This window comes from Streptomyces sp. NPDC088350 (genome assembly GCF_044753545.1).
Taxonomy (GTDB): Bacteria; Actinomycetota; Actinomycetes; order Streptomycetales; family Streptomycetaceae; genus Streptomyces.
On the sequence record NZ_JBIVNL010000003.1, the window covers coordinates 848,149 to 871,224 of the forward strand.

The 23,076-nt window shown below is 71.7% G+C and carries 21 protein-coding genes and 1 pseudogene; 5 read left to right on the forward strand and 17 right to left on the reverse strand.

From position 1 onward, the window contains the following. Positions 1-27: 27 nt before the first annotated feature. Positions 28-690 carry a GTP cyclohydrolase II gene (gene ribA, locus ACIQBL_RS13715; RefSeq protein WP_401940614.1) on the reverse strand — a complete coding sequence of 221 codons (663 nt, stop codon included), beginning with the start codon at positions 688-690 and terminating at the stop codon, positions 28-30. A gap of 38 nt (positions 691-728) precedes the next feature. On the opposite strand from ribA, the gene ACIQBL_RS13720 reads away from it, so the two are divergent. Continuing rightward, positions 729-1,484: a creatininase family protein gene (locus tag ACIQBL_RS13720; RefSeq protein WP_401940616.1), complete on the forward strand. Its 756-nt coding sequence runs from the start codon at positions 729-731 to the stop codon at positions 1,482-1,484. A gap of 152 nt (positions 1,485-1,636) precedes the next feature. Here the strand turns inward: ACIQBL_RS13720 and ACIQBL_RS13725 are convergent. From ACIQBL_RS13725 to ACIQBL_RS13745, 5 genes and pseudogenes are all read right to left on the reverse strand, one after another. Further along, a pseudogene (locus tag ACIQBL_RS13725) lies at positions 1,637-2,713 on the reverse strand (YbhN family protein); the annotation flags it as partial. Further along, on the reverse strand, positions 2,710-3,666 hold the full coding sequence (locus tag ACIQBL_RS13730) for a trans-aconitate methyltransferase (RefSeq protein WP_401940744.1): 957 nt from the start codon (positions 3,664-3,666) through the stop codon (positions 2,710-2,712). The pseudogene ACIQBL_RS13725 and the gene ACIQBL_RS13730, both read right to left, overlap by 4 nt. 155 nt (positions 3,667-3,821) lie before the next feature. Next, positions 3,822-5,006: a glycosyltransferase family 4 protein gene (locus tag ACIQBL_RS13735; RefSeq protein WP_401940617.1), complete on the reverse strand. Its 1,185-nt coding sequence runs from the start codon at positions 5,004-5,006 to the stop codon at positions 3,822-3,824. Then, positions 5,003-5,401, reverse strand: a complete 399-nt coding sequence (locus tag ACIQBL_RS13740; RefSeq protein WP_043671992.1) for a 6-carboxytetrahydropterin synthase — start codon at positions 5,399-5,401, stop codon at positions 5,003-5,005. The genes ACIQBL_RS13735 and ACIQBL_RS13740 overlap by 4 nt, the downstream gene beginning before the upstream one ends. 150 nt (positions 5,402-5,551) lie before the next feature. After that, a complete protein-coding gene (locus tag ACIQBL_RS13745; RefSeq protein WP_401940620.1) occupies positions 5,552-6,532 on the reverse strand; it encodes a zinc-binding alcohol dehydrogenase in 981 nt (326 codons plus the stop codon). Positions 6,533-6,637: 105 nt separating this feature from the next. Here ACIQBL_RS13745 and ACIQBL_RS13750 point away from each other — a divergent pair, with 105 nt between their 5' ends. Continuing rightward, positions 6,638-7,405 (forward strand): CDP-alcohol phosphatidyltransferase family protein, encoded by a 768-nt coding sequence (locus ACIQBL_RS13750; protein ID WP_401940621.1) that lies wholly within the window; start codon positions 6,638-6,640, stop codon positions 7,403-7,405. Between the two features lie 64 nt (positions 7,406-7,469). Here the strand turns inward: ACIQBL_RS13750 and ACIQBL_RS13755 are convergent, their stop codons facing one another. The 6 genes from ACIQBL_RS13755 to ACIQBL_RS13780 form a co-directional block, all read right to left on the reverse strand. Next, on the reverse strand, positions 7,470-8,204 hold the full coding sequence (locus tag ACIQBL_RS13755) for a YcnI family protein (protein ID WP_401940623.1): 735 nt from the start codon (positions 8,202-8,204) through the stop codon (positions 7,470-7,472). Positions 8,205-8,243: 39 nt separating this feature from the next. Next, complete coding sequence (locus ACIQBL_RS13760; protein WP_401940626.1) at positions 8,244-8,849, reverse strand: hypothetical protein; 606 nt, start codon at positions 8,847-8,849, stop codon at positions 8,244-8,246. A 176-nt stretch (positions 8,850-9,025) separates the two neighbouring features. After that, positions 9,026-10,234: an MDR family MFS transporter gene (locus ACIQBL_RS13765; protein ID WP_401940629.1), complete on the reverse strand. Its 1,209-nt coding sequence runs from the start codon at positions 10,232-10,234 to the stop codon at positions 9,026-9,028. Beyond that, complete coding sequence (locus ACIQBL_RS13770) at positions 10,231-12,006, reverse strand: ABC transporter permease subunit (RefSeq protein WP_401940632.1); 1,776 nt, start codon at positions 12,004-12,006, stop codon at positions 10,231-10,233. Before ACIQBL_RS13770 ends, ACIQBL_RS13765 begins: the two co-directional genes overlap by 4 nt. Before the next feature lie 3 nt (positions 12,007-12,009). After that, positions 12,010-13,515 (reverse strand): ABC transporter substrate-binding protein, encoded by a 1,506-nt coding sequence (locus ACIQBL_RS13775; RefSeq protein ID WP_401940635.1) that lies wholly within the window; start codon positions 13,513-13,515, stop codon positions 12,010-12,012. Between the two features lie 5 nt (positions 13,516-13,520). Beyond that, entirely contained in the window at positions 13,521-14,060 is a 540-nt protein-coding gene (locus ACIQBL_RS13780) for a GNAT family N-acetyltransferase (RefSeq protein WP_401940638.1), read from the reverse strand. A 150-nt stretch (positions 14,061-14,210) separates the two neighbouring features. Here ACIQBL_RS13780 and ACIQBL_RS13785 point away from each other — a divergent pair, with 150 nt between their 5' ends. After that, positions 14,211-15,158: an ATP-binding protein gene (locus tag ACIQBL_RS13785; RefSeq protein WP_401940641.1), complete on the forward strand. Its 948-nt coding sequence runs from the start codon at positions 14,211-14,213 to the stop codon at positions 15,156-15,158. 45 nt (positions 15,159-15,203) lie between these two features. Beyond that, positions 15,204-15,596, forward strand: a complete 393-nt coding sequence (locus tag ACIQBL_RS13790; protein WP_401940642.1) for an SCO5389 family protein — start codon at positions 15,204-15,206, stop codon at positions 15,594-15,596. On the opposite strand, the gene ACIQBL_RS13795 is transcribed toward ACIQBL_RS13790, so the two are convergent. From ACIQBL_RS13795 to ACIQBL_RS13815, 5 genes are all read right to left on the reverse strand, one after another. Beyond that, entirely contained in the window at positions 15,583-16,425 is an 843-nt protein-coding gene (locus tag ACIQBL_RS13795) for an alpha/beta fold hydrolase (RefSeq protein ID WP_401940644.1), read from the reverse strand. The two genes, ACIQBL_RS13790 and ACIQBL_RS13795, sit on opposite strands and share 14 nt — an antisense overlap. A gap of 77 nt (positions 16,426-16,502) precedes the next feature. After that, on the reverse strand, positions 16,503-17,861 hold the full coding sequence (locus ACIQBL_RS13800; protein ID WP_401940647.1) for a GH1 family beta-glucosidase: 1,359 nt from the start codon (positions 17,859-17,861) through the stop codon (positions 16,503-16,505). A gap of 38 nt (positions 17,862-17,899) precedes the next feature. Then, positions 17,900-18,760, reverse strand: a complete 861-nt coding sequence (locus tag ACIQBL_RS13805; RefSeq protein WP_401940649.1) for a carbohydrate ABC transporter permease — start codon at positions 18,758-18,760, stop codon at positions 17,900-17,902. Continuing rightward, entirely contained in the window at positions 18,753-19,748 is a 996-nt protein-coding gene (locus ACIQBL_RS13810; protein WP_401940652.1) for a carbohydrate ABC transporter permease, read from the reverse strand. The genes ACIQBL_RS13805 and ACIQBL_RS13810 overlap by 8 nt, the downstream gene beginning before the upstream one ends. 8 nt (positions 19,749-19,756) lie before the next feature. Next, positions 19,757-21,073: an ABC transporter substrate-binding protein gene (locus ACIQBL_RS13815; RefSeq protein ID WP_401940653.1), complete on the reverse strand. Its 1,317-nt coding sequence runs from the start codon at positions 21,071-21,073 to the stop codon at positions 19,757-19,759. Between the two features lie 210 nt (positions 21,074-21,283). Between ACIQBL_RS13815 and ACIQBL_RS13820 the strand changes: the two genes are divergently transcribed. Then, complete coding sequence (locus ACIQBL_RS13820; protein WP_401940656.1) at positions 21,284-23,041, forward strand: coagulation factor 5/8 type domain-containing protein; 1,758 nt, start codon at positions 21,284-21,286, stop codon at positions 23,039-23,041. Positions 23,042-23,076: the final 35 nt, after the last annotated feature.

The following is a 23,076-nucleotide window of genomic DNA, read 5'->3' on the forward strand; positions in this document are numbered from 1 at the left end:
TTCCTGTCCGGACTCCGCCCACCGGAATCAGGACCAGTGCGCCACCGCGTCCAAATGGGGCAGGTGGTGGTCGAGGCGTTCCCGCTTGGTCCGGAGATAGGTGATGTTGTTCTCGCAGGGCGGGATCAACAGCGGTACCTCTTCGGAGACTTTGATGCCGTGTTCCAGCAACGCCTCGCGTTTGCGCGGGTTGTTGGAGAGCAGCCGGACGCTCGCCACCCCGAGGTCGTGCAGGATCTCGGCGGCGACGCCGTAGTCGCGGGCGTCGACCGGCAGGCCGAGGGCGAGGTTCGCCTCGACGGTGTCCAGGCCCTCCGCCTGCAGGGCCATCGCGCGCAACTTGGCGAGCAGGCCTATGCCCCGGCCCTCGTGGCCCCTCAAGTAGACGACGATGCCCCGGCCTTCGGCGACCACGGCCCGCATCGCCGCGTCCAGCTGGTCGCCGCACTCGCAGTGCTGGGAGCCGAAGGCGTCGCCCGTCAGGCACTCCGAGTGCAGCCGGGTGAGTACGTCGTCCGTGCCGATGTCGCCGTAGACCAGGGCCACTTGCTCGTCACCGCGGTCGTGGTCCAGGTAGCCGATCGCCTGGAATTTGCCGTACACGGTGGGCAAGGGAGCATTCACGACGCGTTCCACGCCCGCGGGCTGTGGAGACTTCTTCTTGCCGAGTACGCCAATGTTTTCTGTCATGATCTGGTTCCTAAGCAGAGACGAAAGGCCGTGAAACAATGAATGGTTCGGGCTCACGGACGGCGGCATACGGACTGGTGCCGGCGGACACCACGGAGGACGTACGGACTAGGGGGGCAGGTGTCTCAGCACAGGTCGCCGTCCTTCCGGTCGGCAGTTTCGAGCAGCACGGCCCGTATCTTCCGCTGGCGACCGACACGCTGGTCGCCTGTGCCGTCGCCCGGGAGATCGCCGCGGCGTACCCGGTGCATCTCCTGCCTCCGGTGACGATCGCCTGCTCGCACGAGCACGCGGCCTGGCCGGGGACCGTCAGCATCTCTTCCGTGACCCTTCATGCGGTGGTGCGGGACATCGCGGACTCGCTCCGCCGGTCGGGGGTCGAGACCCTGGTGGTGGTCAACGGTCACGGCGGAAACTACGTGCTGGGCAACGTCGTTCAGGAATCCTCCGCGCGCGGTGAGCGGATGGCGCTGTTCCCCGCCGCCGAGGACTGGGAGACGGCGCTGGAGCGGGCGGGGGTGGTGACCTCGCTGCTCACCGATATGCACGCGGGGGAAATCGAGACCTCCATTCTTCTGCACGCTCATCCCGAATTGATCCGTCCCGGTTATGAGACCTCCGATTTCGTCGCCGACGACCGTCGCCATCTCCTGACGCTCGGTATGTCCGGCTATACCGAGTCGGGCGTCATCGGGCGCCCTTCCCTCGGCTCGGCGGAAAAGGGGAAGGCCTTGCTGGCGAGCCTCGCCGATTCCTTCGGCGCGTATTTCTCGATGCTGACCGCGGACGCCTGAGCGGGTTCCGGGTCCGGTACGGCGGTGCCGGGCCCGGCGGTGCGCAGGCCCGCGCCCCAGCGGGCGACCAGGACCAGCAGACCGGGCGCGGCGGCGGCGAAGCTGAGCACGCCGTAGATCACGGCGACGGACAGGCCGCTGCTCGCGCCGAGGCCCGCGGCGCCGAACGCCCAGGCGGTGACGCCCTCGCGGGGGCCCCAGCCGCCCACGTTCAGCGGCAGGCCCATGGCGACCAGCGCGAGGACCGCGATGGGCAGCAGCTGGGCGACGGTGGCGGCGGAGCCGGCGGCGCGGGCGGCGACCACGAACATCGCGAGGTGGCCCGCCAGGATGACGAGCGAGGAGAAGGTGACGCCGGGCCAGTTGGCGCGGGAGAACAGTCCGGCGCGTGCCTCGTCGAGGGTGGTGCGCAGGGCGCGACCGCGGTGGGTGGCGCTGGGCGGACGGTTCATCCGCAGCGCGGCCACGACCGCCAACGCGCCGACGGCGGCGAACAGGACGAGCGGGGCGACGCTGCGGGCGTCGGCCATCACCGGGGAGTCGAGGCCCAGCAGGACCGCCACCCCGACGACGGCCAGCGCGATCTGCCCCGCGACGCGTTCGAGGACGACGGCGCGTACGGCGCGGCCCATGTCACCGGCGCTCTGTCCGTGGCGTACCGCCCGGTGGACGTCGCCCAGGATGCCGCCGGGAAGGGCCGCGTTGAGGAACAGGGCGCGGTAGTAGTCGGCGACGGCCGGGCCGAGCGGCAGTTTGATGCGCAGCCCGCGCGCCACCAGGGCCCAGCGCCAGGCGCTGAACACGGTGGTGACGACGCCGATCCCGAGCCCGATGAGCAGGGTGGGTGCGTCGATGCGGCGCAGCCCGTCCAGGAAGACGCCGGTGCCCAGGCGCCACAGGAGGACGCCGAGGATGGTGAGGCCGGCGACCGTGCCGAAGTGGGTGCGTACCGCGCGGGAGTTCACCCGGCTCAGGATGGCGCTCAGGACGCGGCGGGCGCCGGACGCGCGGTCGGTGCCGGGGCGCGGTGCGGCGACGATCACCCCGATCCGGTCGCCGGAGACGGCCGAGCTGTGCAGCGGCGGGGTGTGCCGGGGCCGCCGCTGCACCTGCTGTACGGCGGCCTCGGCACGGAGTTCGAGGGCGACCGGCGCGGACCGGTCGACGCGTACCCGGCGTGTCCTGGTGGCCGTCCGCGGTGCGACCGTCCTCATCGTCTCGACGCTCATGACGTGCCCCCCGTCGGCCGGGCCAGCGCCAGCAGGTCGCTGTGGTGGACCAGCACGCTCAACTCCCCTGCCGCGCAGGCCGCGAGGCGCCGCTCCAGGTAGCTGTCGGCGCGCTCCTTCAGTTCGGGGCGCTCCTCGACGGCCGCGCCGACCCAGCCGCGCAGCCACTCGGCGGTGAGCGCGGACTCGTCGGGGCCCAGGCGCCAGGCGCTCGGGTGGACGCGGACCGTGGCGCCGTGCGCGGCGAACGCCTCGCAGGTGACGGTGACGGCGTCGGGGCCGAGGAGTCCGTCGCGCCGCTGGTGGGCGTTGAACGCGTCGGCGATCTCCTCGTCCATCGGGTCGGCCGGGGTGAGTTCGACCCGTCCGGCCACGGAGAGGGTGAGCAGCGCCGGGCAGCCCGCGCCGACACAGGCGGCGACGAGGGCGTCGACCTCCTCGCGGGTGAGGACGTCCAGGAGCGCGGAGGCCGTCACCAGCGAGGCGCCGACCAGCGCGTCCGGGGTCAGCCGGGCCACGTCGCCGCGCCGGGTCTCGACGGTGACGCGGCTGCCATCGGCGGCGGCGCGGGGGGAGGCCACGGCGGCGAAGTGGAGGAGGTAGGGGTCGCGGTCGTGCAGGATCCAGTGCTGGGCGCCGTCGAGGCGCGGCGCGAGCCAGCGTCCCATCGAGCCGGTGCCGCAGCCCAGGTCGTGGATGACCACCCCGGACCGGCCGGGCAGGTTGGCGAGGCGGATGCGCAGCGGGTCGAGCAGTTCGGGCGCCCGCGCGACGGCGTCGGCGCCCTCCCGCAGCTCCAGCCACTCGGGCGCGTACCGGGGCGGATCGTCGGGCCCGACGTCCCGCAGCCGTACGGTGGCCCGCTCGCCGGGTCGGCTCGCGGGTCCGGCGCCGGGGATCACGGAACCCGGCCCGGTCTGCTCGCCGGCGTCCGCCGAAACCGTTCCCGCCATCACGTCCTCCACTCCGGGCTGTGCCGGGGCCGCCAACATCCCCAGCGGTACGCCCCTCGGCCCCGGCTGTGCCGGAATCCGTCCGGCCTGTCCGCTCTGTCCCGCCGCCCGTGCGGACTGCGTGGACTGTGTGGACTGTGTGGACTGCGTGTTCCTCATGCCGCCCTCCGGGGTTCGCTGGGGAGCCGGGTGAGTACGCCGGCCAGGCTGCGGGCCGTGGTGGCCCAGCCGTCGAGCGCGGCTCGTCTGCCCCGGGCCGCCGCCTTCAGACGTCGGCGTACGTCGGCCTCGCCGAACCAGCCGCGCAGTTCGGCGGCGAGGGCGGCGGGGTCCTCCGGCGGGACGAGGATGCCGGGCACCCCGCCGTCGGGGGCGCGGCCGACCGCCTCGGGGAGACCGCCGACGTCCGTGGCCAGCACGGGGATGCCGCGCGCGAGGGCCTCGGTGACGGCCATGCCGTACGTCTCGGCGTACGACATGAGGACCATGAGGTCGGCGGAGGCGTAGGTGGCGTCGAGTGCGGCGCCGGCGCGCGGGCCGGCGAGGTGCAGCCGGTCCTGGAGGCCGTAGCGCTGGATGAGGTCGCGCAGGTGGTCGACGTACTCCGGGTCGTTGCCGAAGCCGCCGACGCACTCGCAGGTCCACGGGAGGTCGGCCGCGGCGGCCAGGGCCTCGATCAGCCGGTGCTGGCCCTTGCGCGGGGTCAGCGTGGCGACGCACAGGAGGCGGGAGACGCCGTCGGTGCCGGAGGCGAGGGGGGCGATGTCGGCGCCGGGGGTGGCGACATGGACCCGGTCGGGGGCCAGGCCGTGGTGGGAGACGAGGCGGCGGACGGCCCAGTCGCTGGTGCCGATCACCGCGGACACGGCCCGCAGGACGGTGCGTTCCTTGGCGTCCAGCTCGGCGGCGACGGACGCTTCGAGGCTGGTCTCGTCGCCGAGCGGGAGGTGGACGAGGACGGCGAGGCTCAGCCGGTCGGCCTCCGGGACGACGATCTCGGGGACTCCGCAGGCCACGATCCCGTCGAGGAGTACGGCGGTGCCGTCCGGCAACTCGCGCAGCACCCGGGCGAGTTCGGCACGCGCCGCCGCACCGGGCCGGGGCCACTCGCCGTCCACGGCGTGCCCCAGGACCTGCCAGCCGAAGCCGGGCAGGTCCAGGCTGACGCGCCGGTCGTAGGCGTTGCCGCCGCTGGGCGTGGCCGGGTCGTCGACGCCGCCGGGCATCACGAAGTGCACGGTGCGCAGGGACATGGGGATGATCTCGGCATTCTGGGAGGCGACGCGCTGCGCGGGCAGGAATCCCAGCGAGGTGGTGCGGTCGATGGTCACGTCGCTCACAGGGCACGCTCGTAACTCGCCCAGGCGACGTGCGACTCGTGCAGGGTGACCTGGAGTCCGGCGAGGCCGCGGGCGCCCTCGCCCAGCGCGCCCTTCTCGATCCGTTCGGCGAGCCGGTCGGCGATGACCTTCGCCAGGAACTCCGTGGAGGTGTTGACCCCGGCGAAGTCGGGCTCGTTGTCGAGGTTTCTGTAGTTCAGCTCGCTGACGACGGCGCCCAGTTCCTGGGTGGCCAGGCCGATGTCGACGACGATGTTGTCGTCGTCCAGCTGCTCGCGCCGGAAGGTGGCGTCCACGAGGAACGTGGCTCCGTGCAACCGCTGCGCGGGTCCGAACACTTCGCCGTGGAAGCTGTGGGCGATCATGATGTGATCGCGAACGGTGATGCTGAACAACGGACGACCCTCCAGGTGCGGCGCGTCTGGTCCCCCGGCTGATCCCTGCCGGGGGATGCCGTGTAGTACGGCTGCACGGCATCCCCTGTTCAGCCGAGTCTCACTCTTTTCTCAGGTCAGACGCGCTTGTCGTACGGAATTGAACGGTTCTCAGCCGATGTCGGCGTAGCGGACCCGGTGGCACAGCGCCGGGATCTCCCCCGAGGCGAGTCTCGGCAGCAGGTCGGGCAACTCCTCGAAGCCGCTCTCCCCGGTGACCAACGCGTCCAGCGCCGGGTCGGCGAGCAGTTCCAGGGCGAGGGCGAGCCGGTCGGCGTAGGTCCGGTTCGCCCGGTTCGGGGAGACGGTGCCGACCTGGCTGCTGCGGATGACCAGGCGGCGGGAGTGGAAGGCCTCGCCGAGCGGGAGGCTCACCTTCCGGTCGCCGTACCAGCTCAGTTCGAGGACCGTGCCCTCGGCGGTGAGGAGTTCCAGCGCGCGGGCGAGGCCCTGTTCGGTGGCGCTGGCGTGGACGACGAGGTCGCAGTCGCCGAGCGCGTCCGCCGGAAGCGCGAAGCCGACTCCCAGCGCCTCGGCGGTCTTCGCACGCGTGGGATCGGCGTCCACCAACTGGACACGCACGCCCGGGAAGCGGGCCAGCAGCGCGGCCACCGAGCAGCCGACCATGCCGCCGCCGACCACCGCGATCCGGTCGCCGATCAGCGGCCTCGCGTCCCACAGGGCGTTGACGGCGGTCTCCACGGTCCCGGCGAGGACGGCCCGCCCGGCGGGCACGGAGTCCGGCACCGGTGTCACGGCGCTCGCGGGCACGACGTAGCGCGTCTGGTGCGGATAGAGGCAGAAGACGGTACGGCCGGCCAGCGCGTCCGGGCCCTCCTCCACGACCCCGACGTTCAGGTAGCCGTACTTCACCGGGCCCGGGAAGTCGCCCTCCTGGAAAGGGGCCCGCATCGTCGCGTGCTGGCTCTCGGGCACGCCCCCGCGGAAGACCAGCGTCTCGGTGCCCCGACTCACACCCGACCACAGCGAACGGACCAGTACCTCGCCCTCGGCGGGGTCGGGCAGGACGACGTCCCGTATCTCGCCATGACCGGGAGCGCCGATCCAAAACGCCCTCGCTGTGCGCTTCATCGGGATCCTCCTGAACGATCGGGAAGCTGTTCACGTACGGGTAACCACAGGCCGCGCACAGTACGCGGCGTTGATCGACTCTGTCATACGGCCGGAGGGTGTGCGGTGGCCCTGAACAACACTTACGACGCAAGGCTGGTCCAGCAGGAGACCGCTGTGGGAGCGGGCGTGCAGGTCCTGTTGCTGGCGTTGCTCGGCACGGCGATCGGAATGGGGCCGGCCGGCTGGCTGACCGGCCTGGCGTTCGCGATCGCCACCTGGGCCGTGCTCTCCAAGGCGCTGCACCGGACCCGGACCCGTTCCTTCGGCCCGGCCAACCGGGTCACCCTCGGCCGGGCCATCCTGGTCGGCGGGGTGACCGCGCTGGTCGCGGACTCCTTCGAGAGCTCGCCCCCGGTCACGCTGCTGGTCGGACTGACGGCGGTGGCCCTGATCCTGGACGGCGTCGACGGCAAGGTCGCCCGGCGCACGAACACCTCCACCGCGCTGGGGGCGCGCTTCGACATGGAGGTCGACGCGTTCCTGATCCTGGTGCTCAGCGTGTACGTCTCGACGCAGATGGGCTTGTGGGTCCTGCTGATCGGCGGCATGCGCTACGCGTTCGTCGCCGCCGCCCGCGTCTGGCTGTGGCTGAACGCCCCGCTGCCGCCGAGCACGGCCCGCAAGACGGTCGCCGCCACGCAGGGCATCCTCCTGCTGCTGGCCGGCGCGAACCTGCTGCCGGAGGCGGCCAACATCGGCGTGGTGGCGCTCGCGCTGGGCACGCTCGTGTGGTCGTTCGGCCGCGACATCCTGTGGCTGTGGCGCACCTCCCGCACTTCCCTCGTCGAGGAGGTCGCGGCGGAGAAGGTGCTGGAACTGGTCTCGCAGTAGGGACGGTCACGCCGGAAGGGCCCGGACCACCAGGTGGTGGATCCGGGCCCTTCGGCATGCGGGGCTACGACCGCGGGGTCCGGCCGCGCACGATCGCGAACGCCCCGGCGGCCAGGCCCAGTACGCCCACGATCAGCCCGGCAACGCCGAGGCCCCGGGCGGTCGAGTCACTGCTCGACGAGGAGGCGGAGGTGGACTTCGTGTCGGTGGCCGCCGTCGAGGCCGAGGCGACCGGGGTCTGGTCGCCGCCCGCGCTCCCCTTGGCGGTGAGCTTGAGGACGGGCGCCGGGTTCTCCGGCTCGTCGCCGGCCGTGGTCTCCTCGATCCAGCGGACTACGTTGCCGTCCGAGTAGGTCTGCAGCGTCTTGAACGTCAACTGGTCGGTGTCGTCGGGCAGTTGACCGAACGCGACATTGAAGTCCTCGAACTGCCCGGCGCCGATCCTCCCGCCGGTCCAGGTGATCTCGGAGACGGCGTCGGTGATCGTGCCGTCGTCGGTCTTCACCGGCGTCTTGAGCTTGCTGGTGGTGACCTTCGCGGTCCAGCCGTTCTGCGGGGTGACCAGGACGCCGAGGACGGGGTGGTCGGTGGGGAGGAACACCTGGACCTTGGTGGTGCTCGCCTTGTCCTCCTCGTTGGGGACGCGGAAGGCGATGACCCCGTCCGTGGCTCCCTTGGCGTAGCTCTCGGGGTGGACGGTGACGTGCGCGGAGGCGACACCTGCGGCGGCCAGGACTCCGGCGGTGGCGAGCGCGGCGACGGTGCCTGCGCGGCGCAGGGTGGTGCGGTGTGCGGACATGGTGAGGTGATCTCCGTACGGGAAAAGGAAGGTGGGTGGTCAGACCGGGTACGGGATCGGGGCAGGGGGGCCACGGCGGCTCACCGCGTGCCGCAGGAGGAGCTGTCGCAGGGGGGCCGCGTCGGCGGCGGCGCGTCCGGACCGGCGGGCGGGACGGGTGGGCAGCGGTGCGGGGGCGTGCCGCCACCAGGCGACCAGCCCCGGCACGAAGGCGACGGCCCAGCGCAGCAGCGACCACAGCGCGGCCTCGCCGCGCCGCAGCCACCAGGCCGCGACGAGGGCGGCGCCGACGTGGGCGGCCACGGCGTGCGGGGTCATCGCCTGCGTCTGCCGCATGGGGGCCATGCCGTGCCCCGACATCTGCGCCATCCCGGCCATCGCCATCCCGGCGCGCGGCCGTGCGAGGTCGAAACCGAGGTGGAGTCCCGCCTGAGTGGCGAGCATCGCGGCACCGATGCCGGGCAACGACCGCTCACGCCCGCCGAGCAGGCAGCCCATGCCGAACACCACGAGGAACCCGGCGCCGTCCGCCCACGACGGAGGTGTCGCACCGGTGGCGAGCCCGTGCCCGGCGGCGGCCAGCAGCACACACACCGCGGCGAACACCGCGGCGCGCAGGCTCCGTACCGCCGGGGATGCGCTCATGGTGACGGATCCTCCCACGGGCCCTTGCCGCCGGAGCCGTCGACGGCGGTTTAGGGGGCAGCTCATATCTGGTTCATGGCTTGGTACGGGGGTGGCGCGTGGGACGTTCAGTCGGGGTGGGGTGACTCGTGCGGGCATTCCTTGATCTACCGGGATACGGGGAGACCGGGCGCGGCTCACTTTCCGCGCGGCAACAACGCGATCGCCGCCGCCGGTACCGCGGCCAGCGCCAGCCACGGCACCGCGGTCGGCAGCCCGGTGTCGAGGAGGGTGCCGGTGGCCGCGCTGCCGAGGAGGACGATCAGTCCGGAGACGGAGGACAGCGCCCCGGTGTAGAGGCCGAGTCGACCGGGTTCGGCGAGGTCCGGGATCCAGGCGCGGGCGACGGGGGCGACGAGCATCTGGCCGAGGGTGAGCAGGACGACGAGGGCGGTCGCGGGCAACAGCCCGGTGGTGCCCGTCGGTTGGGCCGGGCGGGCCAGCGCCACAGCGGTGAACCCCACGGCGATCAGCAGCAGCCCGGCCGCCATGGACCGGCGCGGATCGAGCCGCTCCCCCGCCCAGCGCGTGACGGGCAGCTGCGCGGTCACCACCAGCAGCGAGGACAGCGCGAACAGCCAGGCCAGCGGCGCCTGCGAACCGGTCGCTCGCTCGACCTCCTCGGGGAGGGCGAGATAGAGCTGGTTGTACGCGAGGAGATAGGCCCCGTAGGCACAACACAGCGCCAGGAAGGGCCGGTTGAGCAACAGCGCCCGTATGCCGCCCTTCTCGCGGATGCGCGTCCGCCCGGGAATGTGCTGGGGCAGCAGCCACGCATGACCGGCGAGAACGAGCACGAACACCCCGGCCCCGGCCAGACATGCCACCCGGAAGTCCACCGCGAGCAGCAGCGCACCGAGCAACGGCCCGACGAAAGCGCCGGCTTGGCCCGCGACGGTGAACAAGGCGAGCACCCGCGTCCGTTCACCCCCGCCCGTCTCCTCCCACTCGACCGCCTGCCGCGCGACCTCGGACTCCACGGCCGGTGAGAACAGGGCGGCGGCGAACCCGATGAGCAGGACGGCCCCCACGACCGCCCAGGTCCGTTCGGCGTACCCGAGCCAGCCGAACCCGGCGATCCGCAGCACGCACCCGGCGAGCACCACGGGCCGTACGCCGTACCGGTCGGCGAGCGCCCCGCCGACCACGAACAGCCCCTGCTGGCTGAAGGTCCGCAGCCCCAGCACCAGCCCGACCAGCCACCCCGCCATGCCGATCACGTCCGCCAGGTGTGCGGCGAGGAACGGCAGGACGGCGAAGAAGCCGATGTTGAAGGCGAGTTGGGTGAGGATCAGCAGCCGGAGCAGTGGGGAGAGCGGGGTACGCGCGAGGGCCACGGAGGTCATCGGGCGGCCAACTCCCCATGTCCGGAGGCTCGGGTGGCCCGGGTCGCTCGGGTGGTTCGGGCGGCTCCGGTGGTGCGCACGCCTCCGGCCTCCGTGACCGCGAGCGCGCCGAGCAGGGCGAGTACGGCGGCGGGGGCGAGGACGGCCCAGGGGGCGCGCTCGGCGTAGGGCTGGTTCTCGGCGAGGAGGAGGCCCCACTCCGGGGAGGGCGGTTGGGCGCCGAGGCCGAGGAAGCCGAGCGAGGCGAGGGCGAGGGCGACCCCGGGCAGCCGGAGCAGGGCGTGCCGGGTGACGGGCGGCAGGACGGCGGGCAGCAGTTCGTGGCGCAGGATGTGCCAACGGCCCGCGCCCAGGCCCCGGGTGGCGGTGATGTGCAGGGTGGCGCGTTCCTGCCGCAGCAGTGCGGAGGTGTGCGCGGCGAGCGGCGTCCAGGCGAGGGCGGCGACGGCGAGGGCGGGGGTGCCGCCGCCGTTTCCGGCCACGGCGGTGACCAACAGCGCGGCGAGGACCGGCGGTACGGCGTTCACCGTGTCGACGAGCGGCCCGGAGACCCGGGGCAGCAGCCCGAGCAGAACGCCGGTGGCGAGCGCGACGGCGCTGATCGCGAGGGCGAGCAGCAGGGTGTCGACTACGCCGTGGGCGACCCGCGCGAGGAGATCCCGGCCGAGCGCGTCGGTGCCGAACGGGTGGGCCCAGGTGGGGTGTTGGAGACGCAGGCGGGTGTTCAGGGCGAGCGGGTCGCGGGGCAGCCCGAGCGCGACGACGCCGAGGAGCAGGGCGCCGTAGACAACGGGCAGGGTTCGTCGGGGAGTCGGGGTGGGTCCGTGGAGGGACGGGAGGGCGTCGGCGCGCAGTGCGGGGCCGGTGAGGAGGCGGGTCGCGAGGCGGGAGAGTCCGGCGGCGACGGCGGCGAGCAGGAGGAGGGCGAGGGTGCCGGCCTGGAGGACGGGCAGGTCCTGGGCCAGGGCGGCCTGGAGGGTGGTGCGGCCGAGTCCGGGGATGTCGAAGATCTGCTCGACGGCGACGGCGCCGCCGGTGAGTCCGACGACGAACAACCCCGTGTTCGGCAACAGGCCGGGCAGGCAACGGCGTACGGCCTTCCGGGCGATGGTCCGTTCCGGCAGCCCCCGCGCGGCGGCGGCCCGTACCCACGGCTCGGCGAACGCGCCGGGCAGCAGGTCGTCGAGCAGCCGCCCGAGCACGGCCCCGGCGGGCAGCCCGAGCGCGAGCGCGGGCAGCACGATCCAGCGCGGCCCGTACCAGCCGAGGGCGGGCAGCCAGCCGAGTTGCACTCCGACGACGGTGGCGAGCACGGACGCGGTGAGGAACTCGGGGAGCGCGGCGAGAACGGCGGAGCCGGTGCCGCCGGAGCGCGACCCGGTCGCTCCGCCCCGCCGCAGCGTGCGGGCGCACACCGTGGCGGCGGTGACGAAGGCCACCACGAGCGCCGCGCCCATCAGCAGCAGGGACGCGCCCAGGGCTTGGAGCACCCCGGGCACGACCGCGTCCCCGGAAATCCACGACCGCCCGGCGTCTCCGCGCGGGAGTCCGCAGAGCCATCGTCCGAGCAGCCGCAACGGGCCGTCATCGAGGCCGAGTTGGGCGCGGACGGCGGCGAGCACCTCGGGATCGGGGTCGCGTTCCGCCGACCGCGCCTTGAGCACGGTGAGTGCCGGGTCGGTGCGGGAGAGCCAGGGCAGCAGGCCCACGGCGCACACCAGGGCCGCCGCGAGGAAGGCGCGCCACAGGACCGTGGCCGTGCGGTGCGGCATGGTTCAGCGCCGGGTTCCGGTGCCGACGAGGGTGCGCTCGTAGGGGTCGAGGAGCACGCCCGCGACGGAGGTGCCGACGCCGGTGACGACCCGCTGGTGGACGAGCGGCACGACGGCGTCCGTGCCGAGGATCTCGGCCTCGGCCGCCATCGCCGCGCTCTGCCGGGCGGAGGTGTCGGCGGTGCCCTGGGCCTTCGCGACGGCCCGGTCGACGTCCTTGTCGCACAGCAGGGCGAGGTTGTAGCCGCCGTCGCAGGTGTAGTCGCTGGCGAGCACCGCGACCGGATCGCCGGTGTCCACCAGGGTGTTGCGGGCGACGACGAACGCGTCGAACTTCCCGGCCAGGGCGTCGCTCTCGATCCGCGAGTACTCGCGGACCTCCAACTTCACCGTGAATCCGGCCTGTTCCAGCTGCTGCTTCAACACCTGGGCGGCTTCGGGGAGTTCGGGCCGGTTGTCGTACGTCGCGAGGGTGATCGCCGCCCCGTTCGGCGTCGCGGCCTGCCCCCGCCCGACCGGTTGCTCGCGTTCGCCCGCGGCCCAGGTGACGGCGGGGCCGTAGACACCCCGGCCGGTGTCGGCGTGGCCTTCGTAGACACCCTTGGCGAGTGCGGAGGTGTCGACGGCCTCGCGGGCGGCGGCGCGGAGCTTCGGGTCCTTGAACGGCCCTGTCCTGGTGTTGAGTTGGAGGCTCGTGGTGCGGGTGGTGGCGGTCTCGCGGCGGGTGCCCGCGTCGAGGGTGGCGGCCTGGGCGACGGGTATCGCCTCGGCGATGTCGACCTGGCCGGTGCGCAGGGCGTTGGTGCGGGCGGTGCCGTCCGCGATGAACCGCGCGTCGATGCCCTGGGCCTGCGCGAGGCCGCCCCAGTAGTCGTCGAAGCGGTCGAGGGTGGCCGCCGTGGAGCCGGTGACCTTCGTCAGTGCGAAGGGACCGGTGGCGGTGCCGACCGGGTCGACGCGGCCCTTCGTGTCGTAGGCCTTCGGGGAGAGGACGGCGAGCGCGGGGCCGGCCAGCCTCAACGGCAGTACGGGGTCGGGGGATTCGGTGGTGACACGTACGCGGTCGCCGCCCGCGGGCTCGGCGGTGAGGGTGACACCGGAGAGGGCGGCCGGGGCGGGCTTCGCCTCGGTGGCGTGGGTGAGGGCGGCGGCGACGCGGGCCGGGGTGACCTCGGTGCCGTCCTGGAAGGTGGCCTCGCGCAGGGTGAACAGCCAGCCGCGGTCGCCCTCGCGCTGCCAGGAACGGGCGAGCGCGGGGGCGGCGGCGCCGTTGGCGTCCAGGGAGGTCAGGCCTTCGGTGACGCCGAGGCGGCTGAGGAGGGTGGCGTCGGCGCCGTAGGGGGAGAGGTTCTCGGCGGGCGGGAACGCGAGGGCCACCCGGAGCCGGGAGCCGGACTTCCCGGTCGTCTGCCCGCTCTCCTCACCGGCGGAGGCGAAGCACCCGGCGAGGAGCGGGGCGAGAGCGAGCGCAAGGAGCAGCCGGGCAGGGCGGGTTCGTCGGTATCGCATCGCGTCTACCGCCCCATCGCCAGTTCGAAGTGCACGATCCCGTGGCCGCCGCGGCCGGGATCGTCGCGCTCGTCGTGCACGACCTTCCCGAGCGAGCGCCAGAACGCCTCGGCGCCGGGCACGGCGGGATCGGTGTGCAGATATGCGGCGCGGTAGCCGCCGTCGGCCGCGGCGAACGCGAGGAGTTCGGCGACGAGGCGCCGGGCGAGGCCGCGGCGGCGGTGCCCGGGGCGGACGTAGACGCGGCGCAGTTGCGCGGTCCCGCCGGAGGGGTAGCGCTCCGCGAGGGCGCGCGGGTTCGGCGGGTGGGCCGGGCCGCGGGAGTCGAGGGCGGCGGTGGCGACGACCGCGCCGTCGGCGGGGTCGAGTGCCACGAGGAGGGTGTGGCGGGCCGGGGCCAGGTAGGCGGCGGCCGGGTCGATGATGTCGGCGTGCCAGCGGGGCACGTAGCCGGTGGCGAAGTCGCGGTAGACGGTGTCGAGCATCACGGCACGCGCACCGTCGACGTCGTCGGGGCCTGCCGCCCTGATGCAGTAGTCAAGCACTTGCACATCATATGCATTAAGTCTCCGGTCCTTGATCGCGCCCGGCGGCCACCCTGAACGGCCGCTCCCGATTTGACAGCCCTGCGGCCGACCCCTAAAACCTAGCCACATGACATTCATTTTCAAAACCGCGATCGTGGCGGACCGGTAGTGCGCGTCGCGTTCGTCGGCAAGGGCGGCAGCGGCAAGACCACGCTGTCGGCCCTCTTCGCCCGCCATCTGGCCCGCTCCGGCGCCCCCGTGCTCGCCGTCGACGGCGACATCAACCAGCATTTGGCGCAGGCGCTGTCCCCGGACACCGAACCGGTCACCGCCCCGCCCCTGGGCGCCCACCTGGGCGAACTCAAGGACTTCCTGCGCGGCACCAACCCGCGTGTCGCCTCCCGCGAGGCCATGATCAAGACCACCCCGCCGGGGCGCGGCTCACGCCTGCTGCGGCTGCTCGGCGACGACGAGGTGCACGCCCGGCACGTGGTCCGCGCGGGTGACGTGCCGCTGATGGCGACGGGCGAGTTCGAGGAGAGCGACCTCGGGGTGGCCTGCTACCACTCCAAACTCGGCGCGGTGGAGCTGTACTTGAACCACCTGCTCGACGGCCCCGGCGAGTACGTGGTCGTCGACATGACGGCCGGCGCCGACGCCTTCGCCTCCGGCCTCTTCACCCGCTTCGACCTGACGTTCCTGGTGGCCGAACCCACCCGCAAGGGCGTCTCCGTCTACCGCCAGTACCGCGACCACGCACGGGAGTTCGGCATCCGCGTCGCCGTCGTCGGCAACAAGGTGACCGGCGAGGACGACCTGCTCTTCCTCAAGGAGGAGGTGGGCGACGACCTGTTGACCCACCTGGTCCACTCCCCCTGGGTACGCGCGGCCGAACAGGGACGTACCCAGGGCGAGTTGGAGCAGCACAACCGTCACGCCCTGAACGTCCTCCGTGACACCGTCGACGCCCACCCGCGCGACTGGCCGACCCTGCACCGCCACGCCGTCGACTTCCACCTGCGCAACGCGCGGGCGTGGGCGGACCGGGCGACGGGCCTGGACCTGGCCGCCCAGGTGGACCCGGACTACGTACCGGGCCCGACGCCACTCACCTGACGACCACCACTCACTCACCAACTACCGGACAGGACACCCCTTTTCATGTCTCTCGACGTCTCCCCGAAGCTCCTCGCCGAAGCCGAGCACGGTGACATCCGCGAGGCGGACTTCGTGGACACGGTCCGCACGTCCCTGCCCTACGCCTACGACCTGGTCGCCGGCCTCGCGGCCGAACTCCACGACGGCACCGCCGACTTCACCGACAACCAGACCCCGCCCCCGTCCGAAAAGGAACGAGGCCAGCTCCTCCGCGCGTTGGCCAGCGACGCGATCCGGGGCAGCCTGGAGCGCCACTTCGGGGTGGCACTGGCCTTCCAGAACTGCCATCGGGTGGCGGCGTTCCGTCCGGAGGCGCTGGGCGGGGAGACGCACGCGCGGTTCACGTCGCCGCGCTCCCAAGTCCTGAACCAGTCACCGGAGTTCAGGGACTGCTGACGGAGAGCAGCAGCGAGACGAAGCGCCCGGCGTCGTCCAGCCACGGCAGGTGTCCGGCGCCCGGCTGCACCACGAATTCGGCGTTCGGGAACAGTCCCGCGTACTCCGCCAGCGCACGCGGCGGACCCGCGATGTCCCACTCACCCGCCAGCACGAGCACCGGAGACGTGAAGCCGGCCAGGGCCGCGCGGGTGTCGTCGGGTTGGAAGGCGCCTTCGGCGGTGTAGACGGTCGCGGCCTCCGGGTTCTTCTCCTTCGCGTCGGCCTCCTCGAAGGCGCGCGCCGACTCGTCCCAACGGGCGTGGGAGAAGGGCGCGATGGCCTGCCAGGAGTCGGGGGTGGCACGGCCGGCGGTGATGTCCTCCAGGGCGGCGAACGCCGGTCCGAACCACGGTTCGGACCGGCGCAGTCGCGCGGTCTCCAGCCGGTCCCCGGCGGAGATCCGGATGCCGACCGCGTAGACGCTGGGGGTGATCAGCGCCAGCCGTGACACCCGGTCCGGGTGGCGGGCCGTGTACAGCGCGGCCAGGTTCGCGCCGGCCGAATGGGCGAGCAGGTCCGCCCGGTCGAGGCCCAGGTGCTCGCGCAGCGCCTCGACGTCGCCCACCAGGCGGTCGCAGCGGTACGACGCCGGGTCGTCCGGCACCTCCGACGCGCCCGTGCCGCGCAGATCCAGCCGGATCAGGCGGCGGTGGGCGGTCAGGCCGCCGAGCGTGCCCAGGTAGGCCGAGTCCCGCATCGGTCCGCCGGGGAGGCAGACCAAGGGCGGTCCGTCGCCGGACTCGTGATACGCGAGGCGGGTTCCGTCGGGTGCGGCGAAGATCGGCATGGGCGTGAGCCTGTCAGGGGGCCGGACCTGCGGCAACCGGATTGTCGTACGGCGAACGGGCCGGTCCGGTGCCGCGCTCAGGCCGCGCGCCGGGCCCGGCCGCGGTGGTCGCGGATGATGTCCGCGTACCGGTGGCCGGAGCCCTTGATCGTGCGGACCTGGGTCTCGTAGTCCACGTGGACCAGGCCGAACCGCTTCTCGTAGCCGTACGCCCACTCGAAGTTGTCGAGCAGCGACCAGGCGAAGTAGCCGGCCAGCGGGGCGCCCTTGCGGGCCGCCGAGGCGCAGGCGGCGAGGTGCTGAACCAGGTAGTCCTGGCGTTCGGGGTCGTCGACGGTGCCGTCGGGGCGTACGACGTCGGGGAACGCCGAGCCGTTCTCGGTGACGTGGATCCTGCGCGGGTCGTACTCCTCGGTGAGACGGAGCAGGAGGGTCTCTATGCCGGAGGCGTCGATCTCCCAGTCCATGCCGGTGCGCGGGACGCCGAGGCGGCGCACGGCGCGGGTGCAGGGGGCGGGGCCGGTGGGGTCGTCGGCGACGGTCGCCGGGAAGTAGTAGTTGAGGCCGAGCCAGTCGAGCGGGGCGGCGATGGTCTCCAAGTCGCCCGCCTGCTCGGGGAGTTCGACGCCGTACGTCTCGACCATGTCCGCCGGGAAGCCGCGGCCGTGGATCGGGTCGAGCCACCAGCGGTTGACGTGGCCGTCCTGGCGGCGGGCCGCTTGGACGTCCTCGGCGCGGTCGGTGGCCGGATACACGGTGGAGAGGTTGTTGACGATGCCGACCTGGGCATTCGGGGCGGCGGCGCGGATCGCCTGCGTCGCGAGGCCGTGGCCGAGGAGGAGGTGGTAGGAGGCGCGGACCGCTGCCGTCAGGTCGGTCCAACCCGGGGCCATCTTGCCTTCCAGGTGGCCGATCCAGGCCGAGCAGGAGGGCTCGTTGAGGGTGGTCCAGTGGGTGACGCGGTCGCCGAGGCGTTCGGCCACGACCGACGCGTACGCGGCGAAGTGCTCGGCGGTCGCGCGCTCGGGCCAGCCGCCCCGGTCCTGGAGCGCCTGGGGCAGGTCCCAGTGGTAGAGGGTGACGGAGGGAGTGATGCCCGCGTCGAGGAGTCCGTCCACCAACTCGTCGTAGAACGCGAGGCCCTTGGGGTTCACCGGGCCGTCGCCGCCGGGGAGCACCCGGGGCCAGGCGATCGACAACCGGTAGGCGTTGGCGCCGAGTTGACGCATCAGGCCGATGTCCTCGCGCCAGCGGTGGTAGTGGTCGCAGGCGACGTCGCCGTTGTCGTCGTTCGCGATCTTGCCGGGGGTGTGCGAGAAGGTGTCCCAGATCGACGGCCCGCGTCCGTCCTCGGCGACGGCCCCCTCGATCTGGTACGCCGCTGTGGCCGTGCCCCACAGGAAGTCGTGCGGGAGTGCGGCGAAGTCGATGGTCACTGAAGTCCCTTTACGGTCAGCGGAGTTGGTCGGTTCGGTCACTTGACGGCGCCCGCTGTCAGCCCGGCGACGAGATAGCGCTGGAGCAGCAGGAAGCCGGCGACCACGGGCACGCTGACGACCAGCGAGGCGGCCATGATCTGGTTCCAGTACACGTCGTTGAGCGTGGAGTAGCCCTGGAGTCCGACGGCGAGCGTGCGGGTGGCGTCGTTGGTCATCACGGAGGCGAAGAGGACCTCGCCCCACGCGGTCATGAAGGCGTAGACGGCGACCGCGACGATGCCGGGTATCGCGGCGGGTACGACGACCCGCAGCAGCGCGCCGAGCGGACCGCAGCCGTCGACCAGGGCGGCCTCGTCCAAGTCCCGTGGCACGGAGTCGAAGTAGCCGATCAGCATCCAGATGGAGAAGGGCAGGGAGAAGGTCAGATACGTCAGGATCAGACCGCCGCGCGAGCCGAACAGGGCGATGCCGGTGGCGTTGCCGATGTTGACGTAGAGGAGGAACAGCGGGAGGAGGAAGAGGATGCCGGGGAACATCTGGGTGGACAGGACGGTGACCGTGAAGACGCGTTTGCTGCGGAACTCGTAGCGGCTGACGGCGTACGCGGCGAAGACCGCGATCACCACCGAGCAGACCGTCGCGGCGACGGACACGATCAGCGAGTTCAGGAAGTACTTCGCGAGCGGGACCGTCGACCAGATGTCGATGTACGGGCGGATCGTGAGCCCGCTCGGCAGCCAGCGGAACGTGCCCGTGACGTCCGAGAGCGGTTTCAGGGAGCTGGAGAGCATGACGTACACCGGCACCAGGACGAAGCCCGCGAGCAGGGTGAGGAAGATCCGCCGCGACCAGAGGAAGGAGCGGGGCGGGGCCATCGGTGAGGTGGGGCTAGACATCGGCCGTCCTCCGTCCTCGTGAGGTGAGCACCAGGTACACGCCGGTGACGACGAGCAGGAACAGGAGCAGCAGGACCGACATCGCGGAGCCGGTGCCGAAGTTCCAGGTGACGAACGACGCCTGGTAGATGTGCACCGAGATGAGGTCCGCGGCCTCCGGTGCCGACCTGCCGAACAGGACGTAGGGCGTGTTGAAGTCGTTGAACGTCCACAGGAACAGGACGAGGACCAGTACCTGGTTGACCGGGCGCAGTGCCGGGAGGGTGATGCGGCGGATCTGCTGCAGGCGGCCGGCGCCGTCGATCGACGCCGCCTCGTACAGCTCCTTGGGGATGTTCTGGAGGCCGGCCATCACGATGAGGAAGGCGAACGGCCAGCCCTTCCACACCGAGACGATCAGCAGGGCGTAGAAGCTGTTGTCGCCGATCAGCCAGAACGACGGCTTGCCGGTGAGGTGGAGCTGGTCGTGCAGGACGTGGTTCACCAGGCCGTTGTCGTGCTGGAACATGAACACCCAGGTGATGACGGCCGCGTAGACCGGCAGCGCGTACGGGACGAGGAAGAGCGCTCTCAACAGGCCCCGGCCGCGGAAGTCGTCCTGCAGGTAGATCGCGGTGACCGTGCCGATCAGCCAGCAGAGGCCGACCGAGAGCAGGGTGAAGCCGACGGTGACGAAGAAGGAGTGGAGGAGCGCCTTGCCGACGGGGGCGCTGAAGTCCACCGACACCTTGTAGTTGTCGAAGCCGGACCAGGGCGCGGTGCCCCAGTCCCGGATGTAGAACTGGGTCAGCTCCTTGAAGCTCATGACGATGCCGATCACCATCGGCACCAGGTGGACCAGGAGTTCGAGAATCAGGGCGGGCAGGAGCAGCAGGTAGGGCAGTCCGATGCGGCGGATCCGGTCGGTACGGCGGGGGCGCCGGCCCGGGGCCGCCGGGCCGGAAGGGTTCTTCCGCACGGCGGCCTCCGGGGTGACAGTGCTCGTCACAGTCGCACTCACTTCGCCGGCATCTGCTGCTGGGCCTTTTCCAGCTCCGCCTTCACGGACGCGGTGGTGACCGCGCGTCCGGCGGCGGCGTCGGCGAACAGGTTCTTGACGGCCGTGCCGACCGCCGTCTCGAACTGGGACTCGTCGGCGACCTGCGGCAGCGCGGCGACGCTGGTGGCGAGGGTGTTCTTGAGGACGGAGTTCGCCGGGGTGTTGAACGCCGTGTCCTGCTGCGCGGTCTTCACCGGCGGGATGGAGCTGTAGGCGGTGTTGAGGATCTTCTGCTCGGCGTCGCTCGTCATGAACTTCACGAACTGGATGGAGCCGTCGAGGTTGTCGGTGTTCTTGAAGACGGCGAGATTGATTCCGGCCACCATCGAGTTGACCTGCGCGCCGGTGCCGGGGGCGCCGGACTGCACGGGCACGGGCGCGATGCCGTACGAACTCTCGCTCATGCCCTGCGACTTGAGGTTGGCGGACGCCGACTGCCACAGCAGCATCGCGGTCCTGCCCTTGGCGAAGTCGCTGACGGACTGGTTCTGCGCGTACTCGGCGTTGCCGACCGGGATGACCTTGTCCTTGGCCATCAGGTCGACGTACTGCTTGACGGCTGCCACGACACCGTCGTTGGTGAAGTCGGCCAGCTCGCCGGCGCGGAAGAAGTCGGCGCCGTGCTGCTTGGCGAAGACGAAGGCGTGGTGGATGTTCTCCGAGACGTTGGCGCCCTCGGCACCGAGCCCCTGCTTGCCCTTGGCCTGGATCTTCTTCCCGTCGGCGACCAACTCGGCCCAGGTGGCGGGAGGCCCGGAGATGCCGGCGTCGGCGAAGATCTGCTTGTTGTAGTAGAGCGCGTACGCCATCGAGTACAGCGGGACGGCGGCCGGGTCCTTGCCGGTGGCGCCGGTGGAGCCGAGCGCGGAGTCGACGAAGCGGTCCTTGCCGCCGATCTTCGCGAAGTCGGCCGCGCTCCACGGGAGGAAGGCGCCGGTCGCCTGGAGGGAGGCGCTCCAGGTGTTGCCTATGTTCAGGACATCTGGACCCTGGCCCGAAGTGGTCGCCGTGAGGATGCGGTTGAGCAGGTCGGACCAGGGCACGACCTCCAGCTTCACCGTGATGCCGGTCTGCTTCTTGAACTTGTCGAGTTCCGGCTGCAGGACCTTCTTGTCGATCGCGATGCCGGCGCCCTGGTTGGAGGCCCAGTAGGTGAGCGTCTTGGGCGAGTCGTTCGACCCCCCGCCCGTCGACGAACCGCCTCCGCAGGCCGTGGCCGCAAGAGCGAGTGACATGGTGACGGCGCCTACGGCCGCGGCTCGGATGCTGCGCATGCTCCGGGTTTCCCTTCAGGGAGTGCACTCACGACTTAATTTAGGACGTGAGTTAAACCTCGGGAGCCAGAGGCGTCAAGAGTTTGGACGCCACTCGTCGAACTCGGTCGTACCTCTTGACTGCCGCGTTCACGGCCCTGAAGCATTCCCCCGCGAGAGAGCGCTCCCCACCCCACCGGCGTTCATTTCATGAACAAGGAGAGCCGCGACATGTCCTCAGTTCGACGCAGAACCGTCCTCGGCGCAGCAGCCGCCGCGTCCGCGCTGTCGGGGCTGCCGACGCCCGCCTCGGCCGCCCCGACAGCGGTGAAGCCCGCCGCCCTGCCCGGCGGTGGCGATCTCGGCCCGAACGTCATCGTCTTCGACCCGTCGACGGCCGGCATCCAGGCGAAGCTGGACCAGATCTTCGCCCAGCAGGAGACGGCCCAGTTCGGCACGGGCCGCTGTCAACTGCTGTTCAAGCCGGGCACGTACAGCGGGCTCAACGCCCAACTCGGCTTCTACACCTCGATCTCGGGTCTCGGCCTCTCCCCCGACGACACCACCATCAACGGCGATGTCACGGTCGACGCCGGCTGGTTCAACGGCAACGCCACCCAGAACTTCTGGCGTTCGGCGGAGAACCTCGCGCTGGTCCCCGTCAGCGGCACCGGCAGATGGGCCGTGGCTCAGGCGGCCCCCTTCCGTCGGATGCACGTACGCGGCAGCCTCAACCTCTCGCCCACCGGCTACGGTTGGGCCAGCGGCGGCTACCTCGCCGACAGCCGGATCGACGGCCAGGTCCAGCCGTACTCGCAGCAGCAGTGGTACACCCGGGACAGCGTGATCGGCAGCTGGCTCAACGGCGTCTGGAACATGGTCTTCTCAGGCGTGCAGGGCGCACCGGCACAGGGCTTCCCGAACCCGGTGTACACCACGCTGGCCACGACCCCCGTCTCCCGTGAGAAGCCCTTCCTCTACCTGAACGGCTCCGAGTACCGCGTCTTCCTCCCCGAGAAGCGCACCAACGCGAGCGGGGTGACCTGGGGCAACGGCACACCGCGCGGCACCTCGCTGTCCCTGTCGCAGTTCTACGTCGCGAAGCCGGGCGTCACGGCGGCCACCCTCAACCAGGCGCTCGCCCAGGGACTTCACCTCCTGCTGACCCCGGGGATCTACCACCTCGACCGGCCGATCCAGGTGAACCGGGCCAACACCGTTGTTCTCGGCCTGGGGTACGCAACTCTCGTCCCCGACAACGGGGTTACGGCCCTGAAGACCGCCGACGTGGACGGCGTACGGCTGGCCGGTCTCCTGATCGACGCCGGCACGGTCAACTCCACCACCCTGCTGGAAGTGGGCCCTTCGGGCACCACGACGGACCACTCCGCCAACCCCACCACCGTGCAGGACGTGTTCGTGCGCATCGGCGGGGCGGGCGCCGGCAAGGCCACCACCAGCATGGTCGTCAACAACCGGCACACCATCGTCGACCACACCTGGGTCTGGCGCGCCGACCACGGCACGGGCGTCGGCTGGGACACCAACCGGGCCGACTACGGCGTCGTGGTCAACGGCGCCGACGTGCTGTTCACCGGCCTGTTCGTCGAGCACTTCAACAAGTACGACGTCCAGTGGAACGGCGAGCGGGGCCGCACGATCTTCTTCCAGAACGAGAAGGCGTACGACGCCCCGAACCAGGCGGCGATCCAGAACGGCTCGATCAAGGGGTACGCGGCCTACAAGGTCGGTGACAACGTGACGGTGCACGAGGGCTGGGGCCTCGGCAGTTACTGCTACTACAACGTCGACCCGACGATCGTGCAGCACAACGGCTTCGCGGCCCCCACCCGGTCGGGCGTGAGGTTCCACGACCTGCTGGTCGTCTCGCTCGGCGGGCAGGGCCAGTACGAACACGTCGTCAACGAGACGGGCGCGGCGACTTCGGGCACGTCGACCGTGCCGTCGACGGTGGTCTCGTACCCCTGAGATTCCGAGGGTCCATGAGACCCCCGGAGTCCCCG

Coding starts and splice junctions, on each gene's coding strand:
- ACIQBL_RS13745 (WP_401940620.1), bottom strand. CDS start 6,532: ATGAAGCGCACAGCGAGGGCGTTTTGGATCGGCGCTCCCGGTCATGGC.
- ribA (WP_401940614.1), bottom strand. CDS start 690: ATGACAGAAAACATTGGCGTACTCGGCAAGAAGAAGTCTCCACAGCCC.
- ACIQBL_RS13790 (WP_401940642.1), top strand. CDS start 15,204: ATGTCTCTCGACGTCTCCCCGAAGCTCCTCGCCGAAGCCGAGCACGGT.
- ACIQBL_RS13775 (WP_401940635.1), bottom strand. CDS start 13,515: ATGCGATACCGACGAACCCGCCCTGCCCGGCTGCTCCTTGCGCTCGCT.
- ACIQBL_RS13755 (WP_401940623.1), bottom strand. CDS start 8,204: ATGTCCGCACACCGCACCACCCTGCGCCGCGCAGGCACCGTCGCCGCG.
- ACIQBL_RS13730 (WP_401940744.1), bottom strand. CDS start 3,666: ATGGCGGGAACGGTTTCGGCGGACGCCGGCGAGCAGACCGGGCCGGGT.
- ACIQBL_RS13765 (WP_401940629.1), bottom strand. CDS start 10,234: ATGACCTCCGTGGCCCTCGCGCGTACCCCGCTCTCCCCACTGCTCCGG.
- ACIQBL_RS13770 (WP_401940632.1), bottom strand. CDS start 12,006: ATGCCGCACCGCACGGCCACGGTCCTGTGGCGCGCCTTCCTCGCGGCG.
- ACIQBL_RS13720 (WP_401940616.1), top strand. CDS start 729: ATGAATGGTTCGGGCTCACGGACGGCGGCATACGGACTGGTGCCGGCG.
- ACIQBL_RS13805 (WP_401940649.1), bottom strand. CDS start 18,760: ATGTCTAGCCCCACCTCACCGATGGCCCCGCCCCGCTCCTTCCTCTGG.
- ACIQBL_RS13795 (WP_401940644.1), bottom strand. CDS start 16,425: ATGCCGATCTTCGCCGCACCCGACGGAACCCGCCTCGCGTATCACGAG.
- ACIQBL_RS13815 (WP_401940653.1), bottom strand. CDS start 21,073: ATGCGCAGCATCCGAGCCGCGGCCGTAGGCGCCGTCACCATGTCACTC.
- ACIQBL_RS13820 (WP_401940656.1), top strand. CDS start 21,284: ATGTCCTCAGTTCGACGCAGAACCGTCCTCGGCGCAGCAGCCGCCGCG.
- ACIQBL_RS13760 (WP_401940626.1), bottom strand. CDS start 8,849: ATGAGCGCATCCCCGGCGGTACGGAGCCTGCGCGCCGCGGTGTTCGCC.